Genomic DNA, 18,936 nt, shown 5'->3' with positions numbered 1-18,936 from the left:
GGAGCGCCTAGCTGTCGGTCGGGGTCCAGGCGCTGCCGTCTTCCGAGCTGCGCTCGACCGCGGCGAGCACGCGCTGGATGTGCAGGCCGTCCTCGAACGAGGGCTCGGGCTGGGTCCCGTCGGCGATGGCGGTGACGAAGTCGGCCACCTGGTGACTGAAGCCGTGCTCGTACCCGAGCATGTGCCCCGTCGGCCACCACGGCGCGAGGTAGGGATGGTCGTGCTCGGTCACGAGGATCCGCCGGAAGCCGAGCTCGGTGCCGGGGGCGGTCGCGTCGTAGAAGCCCAGCTCGTTCATGCTCTCGAGATCGAACGACAGCGCGCCGAGCGAGCCGGCGATCTCGATGCGCAGCGCGTTCTTGCGGCCGGTGCGGAACCGGGTCGCCTCGAACGACGCGAGCGCGCCCGAGGAGAGCCGCCCCGTGAAGAGCGCCAGGTCGTCGACCGTCACCTGGCCGCGTTCCTGGAGCGCGGTGCCCGAGAGACCGACGCCCTCGCCGAGAAGCGGGCGCTCCGTGACGATCGTCTCGAGGATGCCCGAGACGGTCTCGACGCGCTGCCCCGTGATGTACTCGGCGAGATCGATCGCGTGGGCGCCGATGTCGCCGAGCGCACCCGAGCCGGCACGGTCCTTCTGCAGGCGCCACGTCAGCGGCGCCTCGGCGTCCATGAGCCAGTCCTGCAGATACTCCGCCCGCACCTGCCGGATCTCGCCGATGCGCCCCGCCGCGACGAGGTCGCGCGCGAAAGTCGCGGCGGGCACGCGCCGGTACGTGAAGCCGACCATCGACCGGACTCCCCGCGCGGCCGCACGGGACGCGGCATCCGTCATCGCCTGCGCCTCGGCCACCGTGTTCGCCAGCGGCTTCTCGCACAGGACGTGCTTGCCGGCCTCGAGGGACGCGATCGCGATCTCGGCGTGGGTGTCGCCCGGGGTGACGATGTCGACGACGTCGATGTCGTCCCGCGCGATGACCTCCCGCCAGTCGGTCGCGCTCTCACGCCACCCCCACTTGCCGGCGGCCGCCGCGACGGCCGCGGCGTCGCGCCCGACGACGACGTCCATCGACGGCGCCAGCGGCAGATCGAAGAAGCGCGGTGCGACCCTCCAGCCCTGGGAGTGCGCGGCGCCCATGAAGCCGTAGCCGATCATGGCCACGCGAAGAGGTTCCTGAGCTTGTCGAAGGGGGGTCACGACTCATCCTCTCTGGGGTCGACCGAGGGCGCCCGCCGTCATCGACGGACGCCCGAGGTCTGGTCTCTGCTTACTGGAACGACAGATCGATGTATTGGTCGACGTTGTCCTTCGTGACGACGGGAGCGTCGAGCACGATCCGGTTCGGGATGCTGGGAGTGACGAGGTCGCCCATCGTCTTCGACTGGGCGATGAGACGCGCGAGCGCGACGCCGTCGGCCGCCTGCGTCGACGGGTAGATGACCGTCGCCTTCAGCACGCTGTCGTCGGCTTCGATCGCCTCCATGGCGCTGCGGCTTCCCGCGCCGCCCATCATGAAGAACTCGTCGCGACCGGCTGCCTCGATGGCGGCCAGCACGCCGATGCCCTGGTCGTCGTCGTGGTTCCAGATGGCGTCGATCTGGGGGTTCGCGGCCAGCAGCTGGGATGCTGCGGCCTCCCCGCCCGCGACCGTAAAGTCCGCGGCGACACGGGCGTCGACCTTCAGTCCGCAGTCGTCGAGCGCGTCGGCGAAGCCCTGCGAGCGGTCCTGCGTCAGCGGCAGCGAGTCGATGCCGGCGATCTCGGCGACGAAGCCTTCGCCGCCGAGCTGCTCGCAGATGTACGTTCCAGCGCTGACGCCCATGCCGTAGTTGTCGCCGAGGATCGTCGAGCGTGCGGCGAAGGGGCTCGAGAACTCGCGGTCCACGTTGATGACGGGGACGCCCGCCTCCATCGCGGCGATGGCGGCCTCGGTGAGAGCGGCGCCGTCGGTCGGAAGGAGAACGATGGCGTCGACGCCGTCGTTGACGAACGTCTCGACCGCGGCGATCTGGGCGATGGGATCGTTCGTCCCCTCGGCGACGCGCAGCTCCACATCATCGAAGCTGTCGGCGGCCGCCTGGGCACCCGAGTTGATGGCACCGAGCCAGCCGTGGTCGGCGGCGGGGCCCGAGAAGCCGATGACGACGGTGTCGCCCGACTCCGCGTTCTCCTCGGTCGTCGTTCCCTGGTCGACGACGCTGTCCTCGTCGGCGCCCGTCCCGGTGCAGCCGGCGAGCAGACCGATGGCGGCGACGACCGCCGTGCCGGTCAGCACGAGCCGCGTGCGCGCCTTCAGGTGTGAGCGCATTCTTTCCTCCTTGAAATGTGATGCAGGTCGGCAGCGCTCGGGTGAATCCGTCGAAGAACGGGCTACGGACCGATCCGTCCACGCTGACGGGCCTCAAGGTAGCAGACCGCTGTCGTCAGCGACAGCTTTTGTATTAGTTGCGGCAGAAGCGCTTTCCTCGCGGTCCGCGTAAAGTCAACGGGCAGCCGGGGCTCGACGCATACCCAGCAGCATCGACGGAGCGGAGGGCTCATGTTATGTTCATGCCGTGATCAAAGATGACCATGGTGCGGCGTTGCTGCGCGTCCAGGGCGTGACCAAGTCGTTCGCGGGCGTGAAGGCGCTGCGGGGCGTGGATCTCGATGTGGCGCCCGGCGAGGTGCACTGCATCCTCGGACAGAACGGCGCCGGCAAGTCCACCCTCATCAAGACCCTGGCGGGCGTTCATCGTCCCGACGAGGGGGTCATCTCATGGCAGGGCGAGCAGGTGGAGATCCCGAACCCGGAGTCGGCGATCGAGCTCGGCATCGCGACGATGTACCAGGAGCTCGACGTCGTCGACGGCCTGACGATCGCCGAGAACATCTTCCTCGGCCACGAGCTGTCACGGGGCGGTTTCACGAGGAGATCCGAGGCGGCGAAGCAGACCAAGGAGCTGCTGCGGCGGCTGGGGCACGGAGGCCTTTCGCCTCACACCGAGGTCGGCTCGCTCAGTGCGGCGAACAAGCAGATCGTGAGCATGGCGCGCGCGCTGTCGCACGACATCAAGCTCATCATCATGGACGAGCCCTCGGCCGTGCTCGACACCGAGGAGGTCAAGAACCTCTTCCACGTCGTGAAGGAATTGACGGCGGAGGGCATCGCGGTCGTCTACATCACGCATCGCCTCGAGGAGATCCGGCAGATCGGCGACCGGATCACGGTGCTCAAGGACGGTCGTTCGATGGCCAGCGGACTTCCGGTCGCCGGGACGCCGACGCCCGAGCTGATCCGGCTCATGACGGGCCGCGAGGTCGCCAACGTCTTCCCGCCCGCCGCGCCCGTCGCCGCCGACGCACCGGTCGTTCTCGAGGTGGCCGATCTCGGCCTCGCCGGCGTGTTCGCCGACGTCTCGTTCTCGGTGCGCGCGGGCGAGATCGTCGGTCTCGCGGGGCTCGTCGGATCGGGCCGCTCCGAGATCCTCGAAACGGTCTATGGAGCGCGCAGGTCGACGGCGGGATCGGTCGCGGTGGGCGGCAGGACGCTCCCGCGGGGATCGGTGGTCGCGGCGGTCGACGCGGGCATCGGCCTGTCGCCCGAGGAGCGCAAGAGTCAGGGACTCGTGCTCGACGAGCCCGTCTACTTCAACGTCACCCTCGCCTCGATGCGAAGGTTCGCCAAGGGGGGGTTCCTCGATGAGCGGGGCGCGCGGGCCGCAGCCAGGGCGCAGATCGAGTCGCTCGAACTCCGCCCGGCCGACCCCGACCGTCCCACGATCACGCTGTCCGGCGGGAACCAGCAGAAGATCCTGCTCGCGCGATGGCTCGTGCACGGCACCAAGGTGCTGCTGCTGGACGAGCCCACGCGAGGCGTCGATGTCGGCGCGCGTGCCGAGATCTACGCGCTCATCCGCGAACTGGCCGCCGCCGGCAACGCCATCGTGGTCGTCTCCAGCGAGATCGAGGAGGTGCTCGGCCTCGCCGACACGGTCCTCGTCATCGCCGACGGCCGCATCCTCCAGACGCTCCCCGCCGCCCAGATCGATGAGCACGGCGTGCTCGATCTCGTCATGAAAGGAACCGCCGCGTGAGCGAGCAGACAACGCAGGGAACAGCCGGCGTCCCCACCGCCAGCGAGGCACCGCCGCCCGCGGGCGCACCGGATACCGAGCGCGCCTCGGGGCTCCGCCGCTTCCTGTCGGGATCGATCGGCCGCAACCTCGGCCTCGTCGTCGCGTTGCTGCTTCTCGTCATCGTCGGTGCGATCACCGCGCCCGACACCTTCCTGAGCGTGAGCAACACGCTCACGATCCTGCGGCAGGCGTCGATCCTCGGCGTCGTCGCGATCGGCATGACCCTCGTGATCACCGCGGGCGGCATCGACCTCTCGGTCGGGTCGGTCGCCGGGCTCGCATCCGTCGTCGCGGCCCTCGCCGTGATCCAGGATCTCGCCGACCAGCTCCACTGGGCTGTCATGATCGTGATCGCACTGCTCGTGGGCGTCGCGGCGGGGCTCATCAACGGCATCGTGATCGCCTACGGCAAGGTCGTCGCCTTCATGGCGACGCTCGCCATGCTGATCGCCGCCCGCGGGCTCGCCGAGGTGCTGGCCGAGCGGCGCACGCTGCAGGTCGGGGACCGCAGCTTCATCGAGTTCATGAACCTCGACATCATCGGGGTCGACATGCTCATCTGGATCTTCGCGATCGTCGCCGCGATCGGATGGGTGGTGCTCAACCGCACCACCTTCGGCCGCCGCACCGTGGCGATCGGAGGCAACCGCGAAGCGGCACGCCTGGCGGGCATCAACGTCAGGCGGCACACGATGTGGCTCTACGCGATCTCCGGACTCTGCGCGGGCATCGCGGGGATCATGTTCCTCGGCCGCACGACCGCCGGCACGTCGACCCACGGCACGCTCCTGGAGCTCGATGCGATCGCTGCCGTGGTCGTCGGCGGGACCCTGCTCGTGGGCGGTCGCGGCACGATCACGGGGACCGTCTTCGGCGTCCTCATCTTCACGACGCTGACCAACGTGTTCGTGCAGAACAACCTGAACTCGTCGATCCAGGCGGTCGTCAAGGGCGTCATCATCGTCGTCGCGGTGCTTCTGCAGCAGCGGTTCGCCAGGCCGACGGGTCGGGCGACGTGACGCGTCCGTCGAGGCCGGGGTCCGGCATCCATTCATGCACACGTGTGACGGGTTCTCGCCCGCGCGGCGCCGCGAGGTGACCGAGCAGTGGTCACCCTCTCCCCCGAGTCGGCCGCCGGAAGCGGAGCGATGGAACTGTTCCAGCTGCTGCGGGATGGCACGCCCCGCACTCGCGCGCAGCTGGCGAAGTCGACCGGCTTAGCCCGGTCGACCATAGCGGCGCGCGTCGACGAGCTCATGCGCATGGGGCTCATCATGCCGGTGGCCGAAGCCGCGTCGACGGGCGGGCGACCGCCTTCGCAGTTCGCTCTCAACCCGAGCGCGCGGGTCGTGCTCGCCGCCGACATCGGGGCGTCGCACACGACGGTCGCGGTCATGGACCTCACGGGCGCCATCCTCGGCAAGCGCAGCGAGGAGCTCCCGGTGGCGGAAGGCCCGGTGCCCGTGCTCACGCGGATGCTCGATGCGGCGACGGGGCTCCTCGACGAGCTGGGCCGCGACATCCGCTCGCTCGTCGGAATCGGGATCGGCGTGCCGGGGCCGGTCGAGCACTCGACGGGACGGCCCGTCAATCCCCCGATCATGCCCGGGTGGGACCGCTTCGACGTGCCGGGATGGGTGCAGCAGCACCTGGAGGTGCCCGTGCTCGTCGACAACGACGTCAACATCATGGCCCTCGGCGAGCGCGCGACGGCGTGGCCCGCCACGACGCATCTCATGTTCGTCAAGGTCGCCACGGGCATCGGCGCGGGCGTCATCTCCGGCGGCGAGCTGCAGCGCGGAGCCCAGGGAGTCGCCGGCGACATCGGGCACGTGCAGGTAGCGCGAGGGTCCGACGTGCCGTGCCACTGCGGGAATCGCGGATGCCTCGAAGCCCTCGCCTCCGGCCCCGCGATCGCCCGGACGCTCCGCGCGCAGGGCGTCGCCGCCGACAGCGCCAAGGACGTCATCGCGCTCGTCAAGGGAGGGAACCTCGATGCGATCCAGGCGGTGCGGCAGGCCGGACGCGACATCGGCGAGGTTCTCACGGCATGCGTGAGCCTCATGAACCCCTCCGTGATCGCGCTCGGAGGATCGATGGCTCGTGTCGGCGAGCATCTCATCGCCGGCGTGCGCGAGGTCGTGTACACCCGGTCGATGCCGCTTGCGACCGAGCACCTCGCGATCGTGCAGTCCGCCGCCGCCGAGAACGCCGCTGTCATCGGGGCCGGCATGCTGGCGATCGACCACGCGCTGTCGCCCGACGCTTTCCACTCCCTCGCCGGCTGACCCCGTCGCCAGGCGAGGGGATCCCGCGGGACGAGGAGGATCGGCGGTACTGAGCGCTCGTTTCGCGAGATCCCCTCGCTTCGTGGTCGGCCGGATGAGGCTCCGGATGCCCCGGCCCGGCGGTCAGCGTGGCTCGAGGCCGGCCGCGCGGTAGATGTCGTCGACGATGCGCATCGTGCCGACGCCGCGCTCGGCGTCGAGGATGCTCGGGGAGCCGTCCTTCAGGACGGCGACGAGGTGCTCCAGCTGGCGCGCGTAGCTGTTCTCGCCCTCGGCAGCCTTCTCCTCCACGAGGACCTCGTCCCCCTCCGTGACCCGCAGCGTCGCTCCCCATTGGGGCACGATGACGCTCGTGGCCTCGAGGCGGGCACGCGTCCCGTCGACCCGCAGTGACATAGCGCCCTCGTCGTCGCCGATGAAGGATGCCCGCACGTGCGCGGGCGCTCCCGAGGGCAGGCGCAGCACGGCATCCGTCCGCAGATCGATCCTGGGATCGGCGTCGTAGCGCGCGGCGGTCGCCGACTCGACGACGGGCTCGCCCCATGCGGCCCGCAGAAGGTCGACCGCGTAGCATCCGACATCCATCACCGCTCCGCCCCCCAGGTCGCCGTCGAGTCGGATGTTCCCGGGCTTCACGACGAAGTGCGGGATGCTGAAGTCGATGTCCACGCGCCGGACGTCGCCGAGCACGCCCGAGGAGATCACCTCGATCAGTCGCTGCGTGAAGCCGTGCAGCCGGTAGTGGAAGCCGACGAACGCCCGGCGTCGCGTCGCCTCAGCGGCATCGGCGATGGCCGCCGCCGTCGTGCCGTTGACCGACAGGGGCTTCTCGCACAGGACATGCTTGCCCGCCTCGAGTGCGCGCACGCCCCACTCGGCGTGCGTGATCGGTGGCAGCGCGAGGTAGACCAGATCGATGTCGGGGTCGGACAGGATCGCCTGGTAGTCGCCGTGCTTCGGCAGATCGACCCGCTCGGCGAAGGCATGCGCACGTCCGGGGTCACGAGCGCCGATCGCGACGACGCGGACGCCCTCGACCTCGCGCGACGGCTCCACCATCGCGCGCTCTGCGATACCGCCGGCACCCAGGATGCCGATCCTCAACTCGGACATGGTCATCCCTCCCGGTTGTAGTACGGCCAAGGCAGGAAGCGCCGCTCGCCGCGGCGGTCGGGGCCCTCGAGCGTCACCTCGCCCGTGGCGGCCCACTCGACGCCGCGCGGGAACATCCGGATGAACTCGATGCGCCGGAACGTGTCGATGTCGTGACCGATCGTGATGGTGAACGACCGCCCTTCGCCGTACTCGTTGATCCACGCGATGGGCTGGTCGGTGTTCATGCCGTTGAGCTCGGCGATGCCGCCCTCGGGGATCTCCACCGGGTAGTGCGACATCGGCCACATGGGCGCCTTCTCGTAGGCCTCGAGGTCGTCGAACGTCGTGAGCAGGACGTGCGCGCCCTGGTAGAGGTCGACGCCCGTCAGGATGTCGTCGCCGGTCACGGTCCAGCGGGCGCTGATCCCTTCGGTGATGGGATGCCGCGGCTCCACCGTGTCGAGCTGCGCCTCGCCCCACGGCCGCGGGCGGAGGCCGGTCTCGTAGGCGCTGAGCTTCGCGCCGCGCATGACGTTGTACTCCTCGGGATAGCCCCAACGGTCCTCCTGGGCCGCCGACCCGTGGAACCACACGATGCCCCTGCCGTGGTCGTGCACGAACCGCAGGATCGCGGCATCCGTCTCCGCTCCGAAGCCGACGGCCTTCTCGAAGAACCCGTCCCGTCCCTCGAACACGACGATCAGCACGTCGTACTTGTCGGTGATCTCGGCGCCCAGGCCCCGCGGGTCCTCGATGACCCGGACCTTGAAGCGTCCGGTGTCTTCCAGCAGCGTCGTGATCCATTGGTTGTGCAGGCGGAAGCTGCGGTGCTCGTTGTCGTGCTCGCGGGTCATGTGCCCGGAGAGGATCAGCGCGTTCAGGACGTCGGTCATCGTGTTCCTTCGGTTCGGTGTCCGGGCGCGCCGAACGCCGGCCCCGTCGGGCCGGTGTCGCGCGTGCGAGCGTCAGTCGGTCTTGGTCGAGAACGCAGCGTCGAAGGCCGCGGCAGGCGGGGTGATCGCGTTGAGCTTGCGGACGAAGGCGAGAGCCTCGGGCGCGCCGTCGAGGCGGTCCATGCCGGCGTCCTCCCACTCGACCGAGGTCGGGCCGTCGTAGCCGATCGCGTTCAGCGCGCGGAACAGCGGCTCCCACGGCACGGCGCCGTGGCCGGTCGAGACGAACGTCCATCCGCGACGGGGGTTGGCCCACGGCAGGTGCGAGCCGAGCACGCCGTTTCGTCCGTCCAGGTTGGTGATCGACTCCTTCACGTGCACGTGGAAGATGTGGTCGGCGAAGTCGAGCACGAACGCGACCGGGTCCAGCTGCTGCCACATGAAGTGCGAGGGGTCGAAGTTGAGGCCGAACGAGGCACGGTGCCCGATCGCCTCGAGCATGCGCTTGGCGGTCCAGTAGTCGTAGGCGATCTCGGACGGATGCACCTCGAGCCCGAAGCGCACGCCCTCCTCCTCGAAGACGTCGAGGATCGGGTTCCAGCGGTCCGCGAAGTCCTGGTATCCGGCGTCGATCCACTCGTCGGAGGCCGGCGGGAACATCGCGACCGCCTTCCAGATCGACGAGCCCGTGAAGCCGTTGACCGTCTTCACACCGAGCTTCGCGGCGAAGCGCGCGGTGTTCTTCATGTCCTCGGCCGCGCGCTGCCGCACACCCTCCGCCTCGCCGTCGCCCCACACGCGGGCGGGGAGGATGTCCCTGTGGCGGACGTCGATCGGGTCGTCGCACACGGCCTGACCCGTGAGGTGGTTGGAGATCGCCCAGACCTTGAGGCCGTTGCGCTCGAGGATGTCGCGGCGGGATTGCACGTAGGCCTCGTCGTCCCATCGCGACACGTCGATGTGGTCGCCCCAGCAGGCGATCTCGAGGCCGTCGTAGCCCCACTCGCCGGCGAGGCGTGCAACCTCCTCGAAGGGCAGGTCGGCCCACTGGCCCGTGAAGAGGGTGATCGGACGAGGCATCGCAGCTCCTTTGCTTTGTTGTGATCTCAAACCTATCCGGTGACGGGAGTGCGCTCAGCGTGTCGGCGAGGAGATTCCTGCGGCGACGCGCACCCAGGCTGCATCCCGGGCGGAGCTGTCTTCGACGGCGGCGAGCACGCGCTGCACCGACAGGCCCTCCTCGAAGGAGGGATGAGGATCGGTGCCCTCGGCGATCGCCGTCACGAGATCGACGACCTGGTGGCTGAACCCGTGCTCGTAGCCGAGCATGTGCCCGGCGGGCCACCACGCGGAGACATACGGATGCTGCGCCTCGGTCACGAGGATGCGCGTGAAGCCCTGCGTCGCCTCCGGTGCCGTGCGGTCGTAGAACCACAGCGAATTGAGGTCTTCGAGATCGAAGCGCAGAGCGCCTTTGTCCCCCGAGACCTCGATCGACAGGTCGTTCTTGCGGCCGGTCGCGAAGCGGGATGCCTCGAACGAGACGAGGGCGCCGGACTCGAGCCGTCCCGTGAAGATCGCGATGTCGTCGACCGTGACCTCGCCGTAGCCCTCGGCCGCCGTTCCGCCCTTCGACAGGCTCAGGGACCGGTTCTCGCCCGACCCCTGGAGGGGGCGCTGCGTGACGATCGTGTCGACGACGCCCGACACGGCATCCACCGACAGACCCGTCACGAACTGCGTCATGTCGATGATGTGCGCGCCGATGTCACCCAGCGCCCCGGAGCCCGCGTGCTCCTTCTGCAGCCGCCACGCGAGCGGCATCTCCGGGTCGACGAGCCAGTCCTGGCGGTAGGCCGCTCGGACCTGCGCGATCCTGCCGACGGCGCCCTGCGCGATGAGGTCGCGGAGGAACGTGACGGCCGGGACGCGACGATATGTGAAGCCGACCATCGACCGGACGCCTCGGCTCGCGGCGCGGGACGCGGCATCCGCCATCGCCTCCGCCTCGGCGACCGTGTTCGCGAGCGGCTTCTCGCACAGCACGTGCTTGCCCGCCTCGAGGGCCGCGATCGCGATCTCGGCATGCGAGTCGCCGGGCGTCACGATGTCGACGATGTCGATGTCGTCGCGCGCGACGACCTCGCGCCAGTCGGTGGCCGACTCCTGCCACCCCCACTTGGCGGCAGCCTCGGCCACCGCCTCGGCGTTGCGGCCGACGACGACGGCCATCTCGACGTCGTCGGGCAGGGCGAACATCCGCGGCGCCTGACGCCAGCCCACCGAGTGGGCGGCGCCCATGAACCCGTAGCCGATCATGGCGACGCGGAGGGTCATGCGAGCACGACCTCTCGCTCGACGGGGACGCGGTTGGTGACGTAGCGGCCGGGACCGCCGTCGACCCCGGGCGCGATCTGCATGTAGAGGAGGCGCATCGTGAGGACGACCTCGACCGTGAGCTTCTCACCGGGCTCGGGCGTGCGACCGAGGTCGATCACGACATCCGGCTTGTCGGCGACGAACCACAGCGTCTCCGACTGCTCCGGCAGCTCCTCGATGCGGTAGCTCTTGCCCTGCAGCTCGAACCGCAGCGAGTCCTTCGGGATCTCGACGCCGTTGACGGATGCGGCGACATCGTCGACCGCCGAGAGCCACAGGCTCCGGTACCACGGCAGCTGCAGCGAGACGGCGACGCCGTTCTCGGTGCGCCGGACGTCCTTGTCGGCGAAGAGGGAGTCGTGCGTTGCCATGATCGTTCCTCAGGCGTAGGTGTCGGTGAAGGTCTCGTGCGGCACCGGCGGGGCCGGCTCGAGCTTCTGCACCGTCTCGGGGCTGTACGGGTGGTTGGTCGAGGGGACCGGCTCGTCGGCCGGCGGCATGAAGACGGGCTTGCCGTCGTCGCCGAAGTACATCAGGTCGAGGTCGAAGGCGCCCTGGTTCTTCAGGCCGAAGCTGACCCAGTTCTCCTCGAAGGGAGCACGGGCGAGCTCGTAGCAGCGGAACTTCCAGAACTTCCACTCACCGTCCTGCTTGAGGAAGTCGATGGCGTACTTGCACCACACCCAGTGGGCCCAGACCTTCTTGCCGAGGACCTCCTGCGGCGAGTACATGTCGGGGAAGGCCTCGGCGACCTTCGGGTCGGTGAGGCCGGACTCCGTACCGGCCATCATCCACACGCCCTTGGCGGTCTTCCCGTCGGCCGCGACCTCGATGACGGGCGTCGTCGTCGCGTGGAGGATGAGCTTGCCCTCGGGGTGCGGGCGACCGCGGTGGTAGTCGGTGACGCTCTTCCACGTCGTGTACTGACCGGCGTTCGTGTAGCGCGCCCGGATGCCCTCCGTGCCCTCCCGGACCCACAGCGGGATGATCTGCTCGTCCTCGAAGGCGTTGTGCAGGTACATGTAGCGGTTGAACAGATTCTCGACCTGACCGCGGTCCTCGGCGCGCTGCGCGAGGCGCTGCGCCGCCGCGACCTGCTCGCGGAGGTCGGCCAGCTCGGCGGCGAGCTCCGCGACAGAGCGGTCGGTCACCCCGGTCGTCGAGCTCGTCGAGACGTCAGACATTCGCGGTCTCCTTCGACTGCTCGGCAACGGTGTCTTCGATGGCTCTGCGCATGAGCGCGTGCTGCTTCTTCACCAGTTCGATCGGGTCGGCCTCGCCGAGGTCTTGGAAGGCGTGACCCTCCCACTCGCTGGAGAGGTACCCCTGATAGCCCCCCACGACGAACTGCCTGACGATGCGCGGGATGTCCATCGCCGGCTCTTCGCCGTCGGCGCCGATGTCGTAGAACTTCGCGTGCACGTGGAAGATCTGCGGCATGATGTCGAGCCACTCCTCCGGCGGGACGAGCCCGTGCATGTTGAACGCGAGCCGCGTGAACGGCCCGAACGTCAGCGGGTCGACGCCCTCGCTCACCAGGTAGTCCTCGAAGGTCTGGTTGCGCACGTGCATGGGCGTCGGCTCGTGCCAGATCTCGTCCATGACGGCGAAGTGCTTCTCGTCCATGCCCATCTTGCCGAGCTGCGCGAGCAGCGTCGGGGAGAGGCTGTGCATCGTCGACGAGAAGTCGGCGGTGAAGCCGAGGCGCTCGGACTGGAGCTCGTCGTACATCTCGCGCATCTGCAGCACCTGCGGGTTGTTCGGTCCCGACGGCGCATGGATCTCATAGCCGAGGTACTGGTCGTACTTCTCCGCGAGCGGCAGAAGACCGCGCAGCAGCTCCTTGCCGTGCGAGCGGATGACGACCCTCTTGAACCCGAGGGTGTGGGCCGTCTCGAGCTGGCGCGCGAGGAAGTCGTGCTCCTCGTCGGGCGTCATGTCCCGGTCCTTGCGTCGCCCCATGTCGAGGTTGGTGCCTACCGCGCTCGCTTCGAGGCCGTACTTCTCGAGCGCGTCGAACCAGAGCTTCACGAACGCCTGGTCGACGTCGGGGTATGTCCGCAGGAGCTGCGCGATGTTGAACTCGACGCCCGGGCCGATGCCCTCTTCCGCGACGGCGGCGATGAGGGTCTCGGGCGTGTAGAGGCCCGCGGCGAACTCGCTCGTCATGGAGTAGAGGGTCGTTCCGAGCTTGATGCCGGTGCCGGCGATGCCGTCCGAAGCGCCGTCCTGAGCTCGTCGAAGGGTCATGCGTTCGCTCCTGTCGTGGTCGGCAGCCACTGTGCGAGCTGCGTGCGCGCCGCCGCGGCATCCGTCGTCATCTGCGAGCCGGCCGCCTCGGCGGCCGAGCGCTGCACGGCCTGCTCGTCGCGGATGATGTCGAACGGCGACTGCCAGTAGTTCCAGTGCCAGCCCTCGTACTCGCTCGAGATCGCGCCGTTGTAGCCGTTCTCGACGAGCAGGCGGACGAGATCGCGCACCGGAACCGACGGCTCCTCGTGCTGGTCGTCGATGCCGAAGAACTTGCCGTGGACGTGCGTGATCCACGGGAAGATCTCGAGCCAGTCGTCCACCCGCGCCGGGCCGAACAGGCCCGTGGCGTTGATGCCCATGTCGATCCCGAGGTCCGGGCGACCGTGCTCGGCGGCGAGGCCGATGAAGCGACCGAAGCGCCGGCCGTGGTCGGCCTGGTCGGCGGGCGGGCCCTGCTGGTAGAACTCGTCCCAGAGACCGGTGACGGCGGCGAGCAGCTCGTCCGACGCGCCCCGGCGGCGGTACGCCTCGAGGAGCGAGGGCGCGAAGCCCGAGACGGTCGCGCCCCAGTCCATCGTGAATCCGAGGAAGGGCGAGCCGACCTTCTCGTAGCGGTCGCGGAGCGCCAGGATGCGCGGATGCGACGCGTACTGGTCGGCGTGCACCTCGAGCGCGAGCGTGACCCCGTACTCCTCGGCGATCGGCGCGAGCGCCTCCATCGAGTCGGGCGTGATCGAGATCTGCACACGGGCGATGGGGAACCCGAGCTTGGCGGCGGCTGCGATCTGGCGGCGCATGTACTCGAGCAGCTCGTCCTGCGTCAGGAGGCGGTCACGGTGGATGCCGATGTCGGCGTTCACCGCGAGCGAGGTGGTGACGAGCCCGGTCTCGGCGATCAGGTCCTTGAACCAGCCGGCGTAGTGGTCGTCGATCTCGGGGAAGCCGCGGAAGCTCGAGAAGCCGATGATCTCGAGGCCGGGGCCGAAGCCCTCGGCGGCGGCCTTGCGGATGAGGCCCTCGAGGTCGTACTCACGCCCGTGGAATGCGCGCGTGAAGCTGTAGAGCGTGACGCCCTGGATCGGGCTACCCGGTCCCTGAGCTTGTCGGAGGGCGGTCATGCCGCCACCGCCTTGCGTGCGGTCATGGTCTTGGAGTCCTTCTCCTCGATGTGCAGCACCTCGTCGGCGCCGATCACGATGTAGGGGATGTAGAGCACGAGACCCACCTCGACGGTGTGCTCGGCGGCGTCTTCGGCGAGCGGGATGTCGCCCGACAGCACGGCGGAGTCGGTGGGGAACCACCACTCCTCGGTGTTCGGGACGAGCTCCGCGAAGGTGGACGTCGTGCCGTTCATCTCCCATCGCAGAGACTCGGCGGGCGCCTCGACGCCGTCCACGGCCAGTGTGGCGCCGGCGATGCAGGACGCGGGAAGCGCACGGTACCAGGGCAGGCGCACTTCGACCGAGGCTCGGACGCCGTCGGTGGTGAGCGTTCCCTGCTCGATGATGCGATCGGGGATCACGAGTCCTCCTTGACTACTTTGACTTCGTTTCTACAGCCTAATGTCTTTTTTCGACATAAGCAACGGCGGCGGTCGAGCGAGAGACCGGAGTACGGCTCGTCTCCAGATCGCGGGCGATCCGCCGCGCACCGCGCACGGCGAGCGCGACGGAGGTGAGCGTCGGGTTGCACGCCGTGGCCGTCGGGATGACGCCGTTGCCGGCGACGAAGAGCCCGGGAGCTCCCCACACCTCGCTGTCGGGCCCGCACACGCTGGTGCCGTCGTCTGCCGGGCCCATGCGCGTCGTCCCCTGGTAGTGCAGCGACGATCCGAGGGGCAGCGTGAAGGGACGGGAGTCGAGCGGGTCGCCGATCGCCTCGCCCAGGCGCACGATCTCGGCACGCGCCCGCTCGATGACCTCGCGGTCGCGGTCGGTGAGCGCGTAGTGGATGCGGGGCGCCGGCATCCCGTAGGCGTCGCGCTCGGCGTCGTCGAAGTCGATCCGGTCGTCGGCCTGCAGGTCCTTCGCGCAGAAGAGGCCCAGTCCGACGATCGACCCCGGGACGACGGGGTCGTCCTCGGCGAGCGGGATGGGCGAGGCATCCAGCTGCATCACCTGTCCGTGGAAGGGCACGTCGTCGGTGAACGGGACCCAGCTGACTCCGCTGTACTCGGCGAGGCCCGTTGTCGGAGCGTCCGCGCCGAGGGTCTCGACCCCGCGCAGGCGGGAGGCGAACACGACCTGCGCCTGGTCGTTGAGGTACCTGCCCAGAGCCGGCGGACGGATGCCGGAGGCCCACAGCAGCTGCGGAGTGCGCAGCGCGTCGGCGGCGACGACGACGAAGCGCGCACGGACCTCGTGCTCCTCACCGGTGCGCAGGTCGCGCACCTTCACGCCTGCGACGCGACCCTCGTCGAGCAGGACCGAGGTGACGAGGGATTCGTCGAACAGCGAGAACGCGGGGTTGTCGCGTGTGACCTCACCGAGCACGACGTCCGACCCCGACCACACCAGGCGGCCGTCCTCGCGGCGATGGGCGGCGAGCGGCATCCGCTGCACCTTCGTCTCTGCCGTGCGCCCTTCGTCGACCGCCTTCGCGAGGCGCTCGCGGACGATCTCGCCGAACGGCGCCGCGTCGAATGCGTTCGTCGTCACGCCGAGGAGGCGGTCGCCCTCGGAGAGGAGCTCGTCGAGATCGGGGAGGAAGTCGATCCGCTCGCTGCCGCCGGGACGCGGGCACGCGCCGGTCCAGTGTGCCGACATGCCGCCGACGTTGCTCGACATCGCGACGACGGGAAGCCCGTCCTCGCCGGGGAACCGATATCCGTCCTCGAGGAGGAACGTGCCCGGACGCGCAGCGCGCACGCCGGCCTTCGCGGCCCCCGGGTTGGCGACCTTGGCGCCCCGCTCCCCCGGTCCTTCCGAGGCGGCCTGCGCACGCGCGCGCGCCTCGGGGTCGGCGATGTTCTTCACGTGCGCGCCCGGCGGGTCGGAGATCGTCGGGCCCACTTCGAACATCGCGATGGTGGTCCCGGGCGCCTCTTCGCTGAGGATGCGCGCATACGCGGCACCCGTCGGGCCGCTGCCGACGATGGCGACGTCGACCTCGTCGGGGTACCCGCTCATGCGTTCACCGCCACTTCCCGGATGAGCGCGACGGATGCCTCGGACTGCGTCGTCGGGTAGTACTCGAGCCCGATGGGACCGTCGTAGCCCGCCGCGCGGAGGATGCCGAGGCGCTCGGCCCAGTCGAGGGAGCCCGTCCCCGGCTCGCCGCGACCCGGAGCATCGGCCAGCTGCACGTACGTGACGAGGTCCCCCGCGTTCGCCAGCTCCGCCGCCATGTCCTCACCCTCGACGGCCGAGTGGTAGATGTCGTAGAGCACGCCGAAGAACGGCGAGTCGACGCCGCGGGCGATGTAGACGGCCTCGCTCGTGCGGTCCAGGAGCGAGCCGGGGTGGTCGACGCGAACGTTGACGGGCTCGAGCACGAGCGTGATCCCCGAGCCGTCGATCTGCGCGATCGCCTTCCGGTAGATCTCGATGAGCTTGTCGAGCTGCACCTGTCGCTTCCAGCCGCCGAAGCCCGTGCCGCTGCCGACGACGATCCGGGGGCAGCCGAGGTCCTGAGCGATGGCGACGCCCCCGTCGAGCTTGCGGTAGAACTCGGAGTGGTCCCACGGCGGGATCATGAACTGCGTCCGCGGCTCCGAGAGCTGGGCCGTCAGCTGCGTGCCGGTCTCCTCGAGAGCCGCCTTGAGGGCCGGGAGGTCCTTCGGCTGAGCCGGGGCATCCACTCCCGTGGGTCCCCACATCTCGACCGCGTCGAAGCCGGCCGCCGCGGCGGCGCGGACACGGTCGTGGTAGTCGCCGGCCTCGGTGAAGAGCAGTTCGATGTTGGGTGCGAGCTGGTACATGACGGGCCTTTCGGTCCTCGAGCGCGTCGAGGGGTCGCAGATCGGTTGGAGTGGGCGACGTGCGGAGGGCGAGTGCCGCCCACCGCTCGACGATCCGGCCGCCCCCGAATCGATGGACGGGCGTCAGCCCTTGAGTCCCCCCGCGAAGCCCTGGATGAACTTCTTCTGGGCGAACATGTAGAACAGCAGGATCGGGACCATCGAGATGATCACGACGGCGAAGATCTTGTTCCACGCGGAGACGAGACCGCCGACGTAGGTGTACATCGCGACCGGCAGGGTCTGCGTGGTCGATCCGCCGAGGAAGATCAGCGAGTTGAAGAAGTCGTTCCAGACGATGAGGCCCGCAAGGATCGCGACGGTGCCGGTGGCCGGTGCCATGAGGGGGAGCACCACCCGGAAGAAGGCCTGCGTGGGCGAGGCGCCGTCGATGACCGCGGCCTCCTCGTACTCGGTGGTGAGACCCCGGAAGAAGCTCGCGTAGAGGAAGACCGACAGGGGCAGCAGGATGCCGATCCACAGCAGGATCATGCCGAGCGCGTTGCCCGTGAGTCCGACCGTGCGCGCCCCGATGTACAGCGGCACGGTGCCCAGCTGAGCGGGCAGGATGATCGCGATCAGCACGAGATAGAACGTGAGGTTCGTCCACGTGCGCGTGCGGCGCGTGATGACGTAGGCGGCGACCGATCCGAAGAGCACGAGCCCGGCGATGGCGCCGGCGGTGATGATGACGCTGTTCAGGATGCTGAGCGGGATGCTGTTGCGCCCGCCCGTCGTCAGCACCTCGACGAAGGCGCTGAAGTCGAGCGACTGCGGCGGGGCGACCGCGCTCGTCGTGAGCGCCTCCTGATCGCCCTTGAAGGCCGTGGCGACGAGGAAGTAGAACGGCAGCAGCCAGATCAGCGTGATGACCCAGATGAGGGCTTCGCGGACGGCGGTGAGCTTGGTGTAGCGGAACATGTCAGGCCCTTCCGACGGCGTCGCGGTCGCGGGTCGCGAACTGCTGCATGATGGCGAAGACGAGGATGATGAGGGTCAGGACGAGCGCGAGCGCGGAGCCGAAGCCGAACTGCCCGAGCGAGAAAGCCTGCTTGTAGACCTGGGTCGCGAGCGTCTCGGTCGCCCCCGCCGGACCGCCGCCCGTGAGGGCGAAGATCTGGTCGAAGATGCGCAGGCCCTGGATGATGCCGAGCGTCGTGGCGATGGCGATCGAGGGGCGGATCGCGGGGACCGTGACGTGCAGGAAGCGCTGCCAGATGTTGGCGCCGTCGAGCGCGGCAGCCTCTTCGATCTCCACGGGAACCGAGGCGAGGCCGGCCAGGTAGATCACCATGACGAAGCCCGTCTGCTGCCAGACCACCGTGATGAGGATCGCCCAGATCGACCAGGTCGGGTCGGCGAGCCACACCTTCTGGAGGTCGGGAAGGCCGATGAGGGCGAAGAAGCCGTTGAGCGGTCCGTTGAACTGGAAGATGAACTTCCAGATGTACGCGACGGCGAGCGGGCTGAGGACGACGGGCAGGAACAGGAGCGTGCGAAGGACGTAGCGGGACTTGAGCGTGCGGTTGATCGCGAGGGCGAACCCGAGTCCGAAGACATTGGTCAGGATCACGCTGCCGAACGCGAGGAAGAGCGTGTTCCAGACCGACCCGAGCAGCGTCGGGTCCTGGAAGATGCGGACGAAGTTCTGGAATCCGATGAACTCCCAGTCGCCCAGGCCCGTCCAGTTCGTGAAGGCGAAGAAGCCGCCCGTGAGGGTCGCGGCGTAGTGCACGCCGATGACCAGGACGATGGCGGGGAGGGCCCACCACCAGTGGCCGTAGCTGATGAGCGGCTTGCGGCCGCGGGGGCGCGGGGTATGCCGTGCGTCCGGGGGCACCGTGAGGGTGCGAGTAGCGTCGCGCTCGATCGTCACTGTCATCTGCTCTCTGACCTCGTCGTCACGCACCGCCCTGTCCGGCAGCGCCTGCAGCAATGCTCACACACTTGCGTC

At 69.1% G+C, this 18,936-nt stretch carries 18 protein-coding genes; 3 read left to right on the top strand and 15 right to left on the bottom strand.

What is annotated here, in order from left to right:
- Positions 1–7: 7 nt before the first annotated feature.
- Positions 8–1,153: a Gfo/Idh/MocA family oxidoreductase gene (locus EV279_RS03895; protein WP_133544577.1), complete on the bottom strand. Its 1,146-nt coding sequence runs from the start codon at positions 1,151–1,153 to the stop codon at positions 8–10.
- A gap of 112 nt (positions 1,154–1,265) precedes the next feature.
- The gene (locus EV279_RS03890) at positions 1,266–2,306 is read right to left on the bottom strand and encodes a substrate-binding domain-containing protein (protein WP_133541597.1); all 1,041 of its coding nucleotides are present in this window, start codon (positions 2,304–2,306) and stop codon (positions 1,266–1,268) included.
- A gap of 292 nt (positions 2,307–2,598) precedes the next feature.
- Between EV279_RS03890 and EV279_RS03885 the strand changes: the two genes are divergently transcribed.
- The 3 genes from EV279_RS03885 to EV279_RS03875 all read left to right on the top strand — a co-directional run bounded on the left by EV279_RS03885 (position 2,599) and on the right by EV279_RS03875 (position 6,404).
- The gene (locus EV279_RS03885; RefSeq protein WP_133544575.1) at positions 2,599–4,074 is read left to right on the top strand and encodes a sugar ABC transporter ATP-binding protein; all 1,476 of its coding nucleotides are present in this window, start codon (positions 2,599–2,601) and stop codon (positions 4,072–4,074) included.
- The gene (locus tag EV279_RS03880; protein ID WP_133541596.1) at positions 4,071–5,135 is read left to right on the top strand and encodes an ABC transporter permease; all 1,065 of its coding nucleotides are present in this window, start codon (positions 4,071–4,073) and stop codon (positions 5,133–5,135) included. Before EV279_RS03885 ends, EV279_RS03880 begins: the two co-directional genes overlap by 4 nt.
- A gap of 129 nt (positions 5,136–5,264) precedes the next feature.
- Entirely contained in the window at positions 5,265–6,404 is a 1,140-nt protein-coding gene (locus EV279_RS03875; protein WP_133544573.1) for an ROK family transcriptional regulator, read from the top strand.
- A gap of 123 nt (positions 6,405–6,527) precedes the next feature.
- On the opposite strand, the gene EV279_RS03870 is transcribed toward EV279_RS03875, so the two are convergent.
- The 13 genes from EV279_RS03870 to EV279_RS03810 form a co-directional block, all read right to left on the bottom strand.
- Complete coding sequence (locus EV279_RS03870; RefSeq protein WP_243728425.1) at positions 6,528–7,517, bottom strand: Gfo/Idh/MocA family oxidoreductase; 990 nt, start codon at positions 7,515–7,517, stop codon at positions 6,528–6,530.
- A 2-nt stretch (positions 7,518–7,519) separates the two neighbouring features.
- The gene (locus tag EV279_RS03865) at positions 7,520–8,392 is read right to left on the bottom strand and encodes a ThuA domain-containing protein (RefSeq protein ID WP_133541594.1); all 873 of its coding nucleotides are present in this window, start codon (positions 8,390–8,392) and stop codon (positions 7,520–7,522) included.
- Between the two features lie 72 nt (positions 8,393–8,464).
- On the bottom strand, positions 8,465–9,472 hold the full coding sequence (locus EV279_RS03860) for a sugar phosphate isomerase/epimerase family protein (protein WP_133541593.1): 1,008 nt from the start codon (positions 9,470–9,472) through the stop codon (positions 8,465–8,467).
- Between the two features lie 54 nt (positions 9,473–9,526).
- Positions 9,527–10,729, bottom strand: a complete 1,203-nt coding sequence (locus EV279_RS03855; protein WP_208109462.1) for a Gfo/Idh/MocA family oxidoreductase — start codon at positions 10,727–10,729, stop codon at positions 9,527–9,529.
- On the bottom strand, positions 10,726–11,142 hold the full coding sequence (locus EV279_RS03850) for a DUF6379 domain-containing protein (RefSeq protein WP_133541592.1): 417 nt from the start codon (positions 11,140–11,142) through the stop codon (positions 10,726–10,728). The genes EV279_RS03855 and EV279_RS03850 overlap by 4 nt, the downstream gene beginning before the upstream one ends.
- A gap of 9 nt (positions 11,143–11,151) precedes the next feature.
- On the bottom strand, positions 11,152–11,955 hold the full coding sequence (locus EV279_RS03845) for a nuclear transport factor 2 family protein (RefSeq protein WP_133541591.1): 804 nt from the start codon (positions 11,953–11,955) through the stop codon (positions 11,152–11,154).
- A complete protein-coding gene (locus EV279_RS03840) occupies positions 11,948–13,021 on the bottom strand; it encodes a sugar phosphate isomerase (protein ID WP_133541590.1) in 1,074 nt (357 codons plus the stop codon). The genes EV279_RS03845 and EV279_RS03840 overlap by 8 nt, the downstream gene beginning before the upstream one ends.
- Positions 13,018–14,142, bottom strand: a complete 1,125-nt coding sequence (locus EV279_RS03835; protein ID WP_133541589.1) for a sugar phosphate isomerase/epimerase — start codon at positions 14,140–14,142, stop codon at positions 13,018–13,020. The genes EV279_RS03840 and EV279_RS03835 overlap by 4 nt, the downstream gene beginning before the upstream one ends.
- Positions 14,139–14,546, bottom strand: a complete 408-nt coding sequence (locus EV279_RS03830; RefSeq protein ID WP_133541588.1) for a DUF6379 domain-containing protein — start codon at positions 14,544–14,546, stop codon at positions 14,139–14,141. The genes EV279_RS03835 and EV279_RS03830 overlap by 4 nt, the downstream gene beginning before the upstream one ends.
- A 37-nt stretch (positions 14,547–14,583) precedes the next feature.
- The gene (locus EV279_RS03825) at positions 14,584–16,152 is read right to left on the bottom strand and encodes a GMC oxidoreductase (RefSeq protein WP_133541587.1); all 1,569 of its coding nucleotides are present in this window, start codon (positions 16,150–16,152) and stop codon (positions 14,584–14,586) included.
- Positions 16,149–16,943, bottom strand: coding sequence for a TIM barrel protein (locus EV279_RS03820; RefSeq protein ID WP_133541586.1), 795 nt, complete (start codon positions 16,941–16,943; stop codon positions 16,149–16,151). Before EV279_RS03820 ends, EV279_RS03825 begins: the two co-directional genes overlap by 4 nt.
- Before the next feature lie 123 nt (positions 16,944–17,066).
- Positions 17,067–17,903, bottom strand: a complete 837-nt coding sequence (locus tag EV279_RS03815) for a carbohydrate ABC transporter permease (RefSeq protein ID WP_133541585.1) — start codon at positions 17,901–17,903, stop codon at positions 17,067–17,069.
- Between the two features lies 1 nt (position 17,904).
- Positions 17,905–18,864: a sugar ABC transporter permease gene (locus EV279_RS03810; protein ID WP_133541584.1), complete on the bottom strand. Its 960-nt coding sequence runs from the start codon at positions 18,862–18,864 to the stop codon at positions 17,905–17,907.
- Positions 18,865–18,936 lie beyond the last annotated feature (72 nt).

Source organism: Microbacterium sp. BK668 (genome assembly GCF_004362195.1).
GTDB lineage: Bacteria > Actinomycetota > Actinomycetes > Actinomycetales > Microbacteriaceae > Microbacterium.
Note: the sequence above shows the minus strand (reverse complement) of the source record. Positions and strands in the feature narration are given on the sequence as shown.

Bases quoted from the DNA above. Each gene is read 5' to 3' on its own strand.
- EV279_RS03875 (WP_133544573.1), top strand. From the start codon at position 5,265: ATGGAACTGTTCCAGCTGCTGCGGGATGGCACGCCCCGCACTCGCGCG.
- EV279_RS03860 (WP_133541593.1), bottom strand. From the start codon at position 9,472: ATGCCTCGTCCGATCACCCTCTTCACGGGCCAGTGGGCCGACCTGCCC.
- EV279_RS03810 (WP_133541584.1), bottom strand. From the start codon at position 18,864: ATGACAGTGACGATCGAGCGCGACGCTACTCGCACCCTCACGGTGCCC.
- EV279_RS03890 (WP_133541597.1), bottom strand. From the start codon at position 2,306: ATGCGCTCACACCTGAAGGCGCGCACGCGGCTCGTGCTGACCGGCACG.
- EV279_RS03870 (WP_243728425.1), bottom strand. From the start codon at position 7,517: ATGTCCGAGTTGAGGATCGGCATCCTGGGTGCCGGCGGTATCGCAGAG.
- EV279_RS03840 (WP_133541590.1), bottom strand. From the start codon at position 13,021: ATGACCCTTCGACGAGCTCAGGACGGCGCTTCGGACGGCATCGCCGGC.
- EV279_RS03825 (WP_133541587.1), bottom strand. From the start codon at position 16,152: ATGAGCGGGTACCCCGACGAGGTCGACGTCGCCATCGTCGGCAGCGGC.
- EV279_RS03850 (WP_133541592.1), bottom strand. From the start codon at position 11,142: ATGGCAACGCACGACTCCCTCTTCGCCGACAAGGACGTCCGGCGCACC.
- EV279_RS03865 (WP_133541594.1), bottom strand. From the start codon at position 8,392: ATGACCGACGTCCTGAACGCGCTGATCCTCTCCGGGCACATGACCCGC.
- EV279_RS03815 (WP_133541585.1), bottom strand. From the start codon at position 17,903: ATGTTCCGCTACACCAAGCTCACCGCCGTCCGCGAAGCCCTCATCTGG.
- EV279_RS03855 (WP_208109462.1), bottom strand. From the start codon at position 10,729: ATGACCCTCCGCGTCGCCATGATCGGCTACGGGTTCATGGGCGCCGCC.
- EV279_RS03835 (WP_133541589.1), bottom strand. From the start codon at position 14,142: ATGACCGCCCTCCGACAAGCTCAGGGACCGGGTAGCCCGATCCAGGGC.
- EV279_RS03845 (WP_133541591.1), bottom strand. From the start codon at position 11,955: ATGTCTGACGTCTCGACGAGCTCGACGACCGGGGTGACCGACCGCTCT.
- EV279_RS03895 (WP_133544577.1), bottom strand. From the start codon at position 1,153: ATGATCGGCTACGGCTTCATGGGCGCCGCGCACTCCCAGGGCTGGAGG.
- EV279_RS03820 (WP_133541586.1), bottom strand. From the start codon at position 16,943: ATGTACCAGCTCGCACCCAACATCGAACTGCTCTTCACCGAGGCCGGC.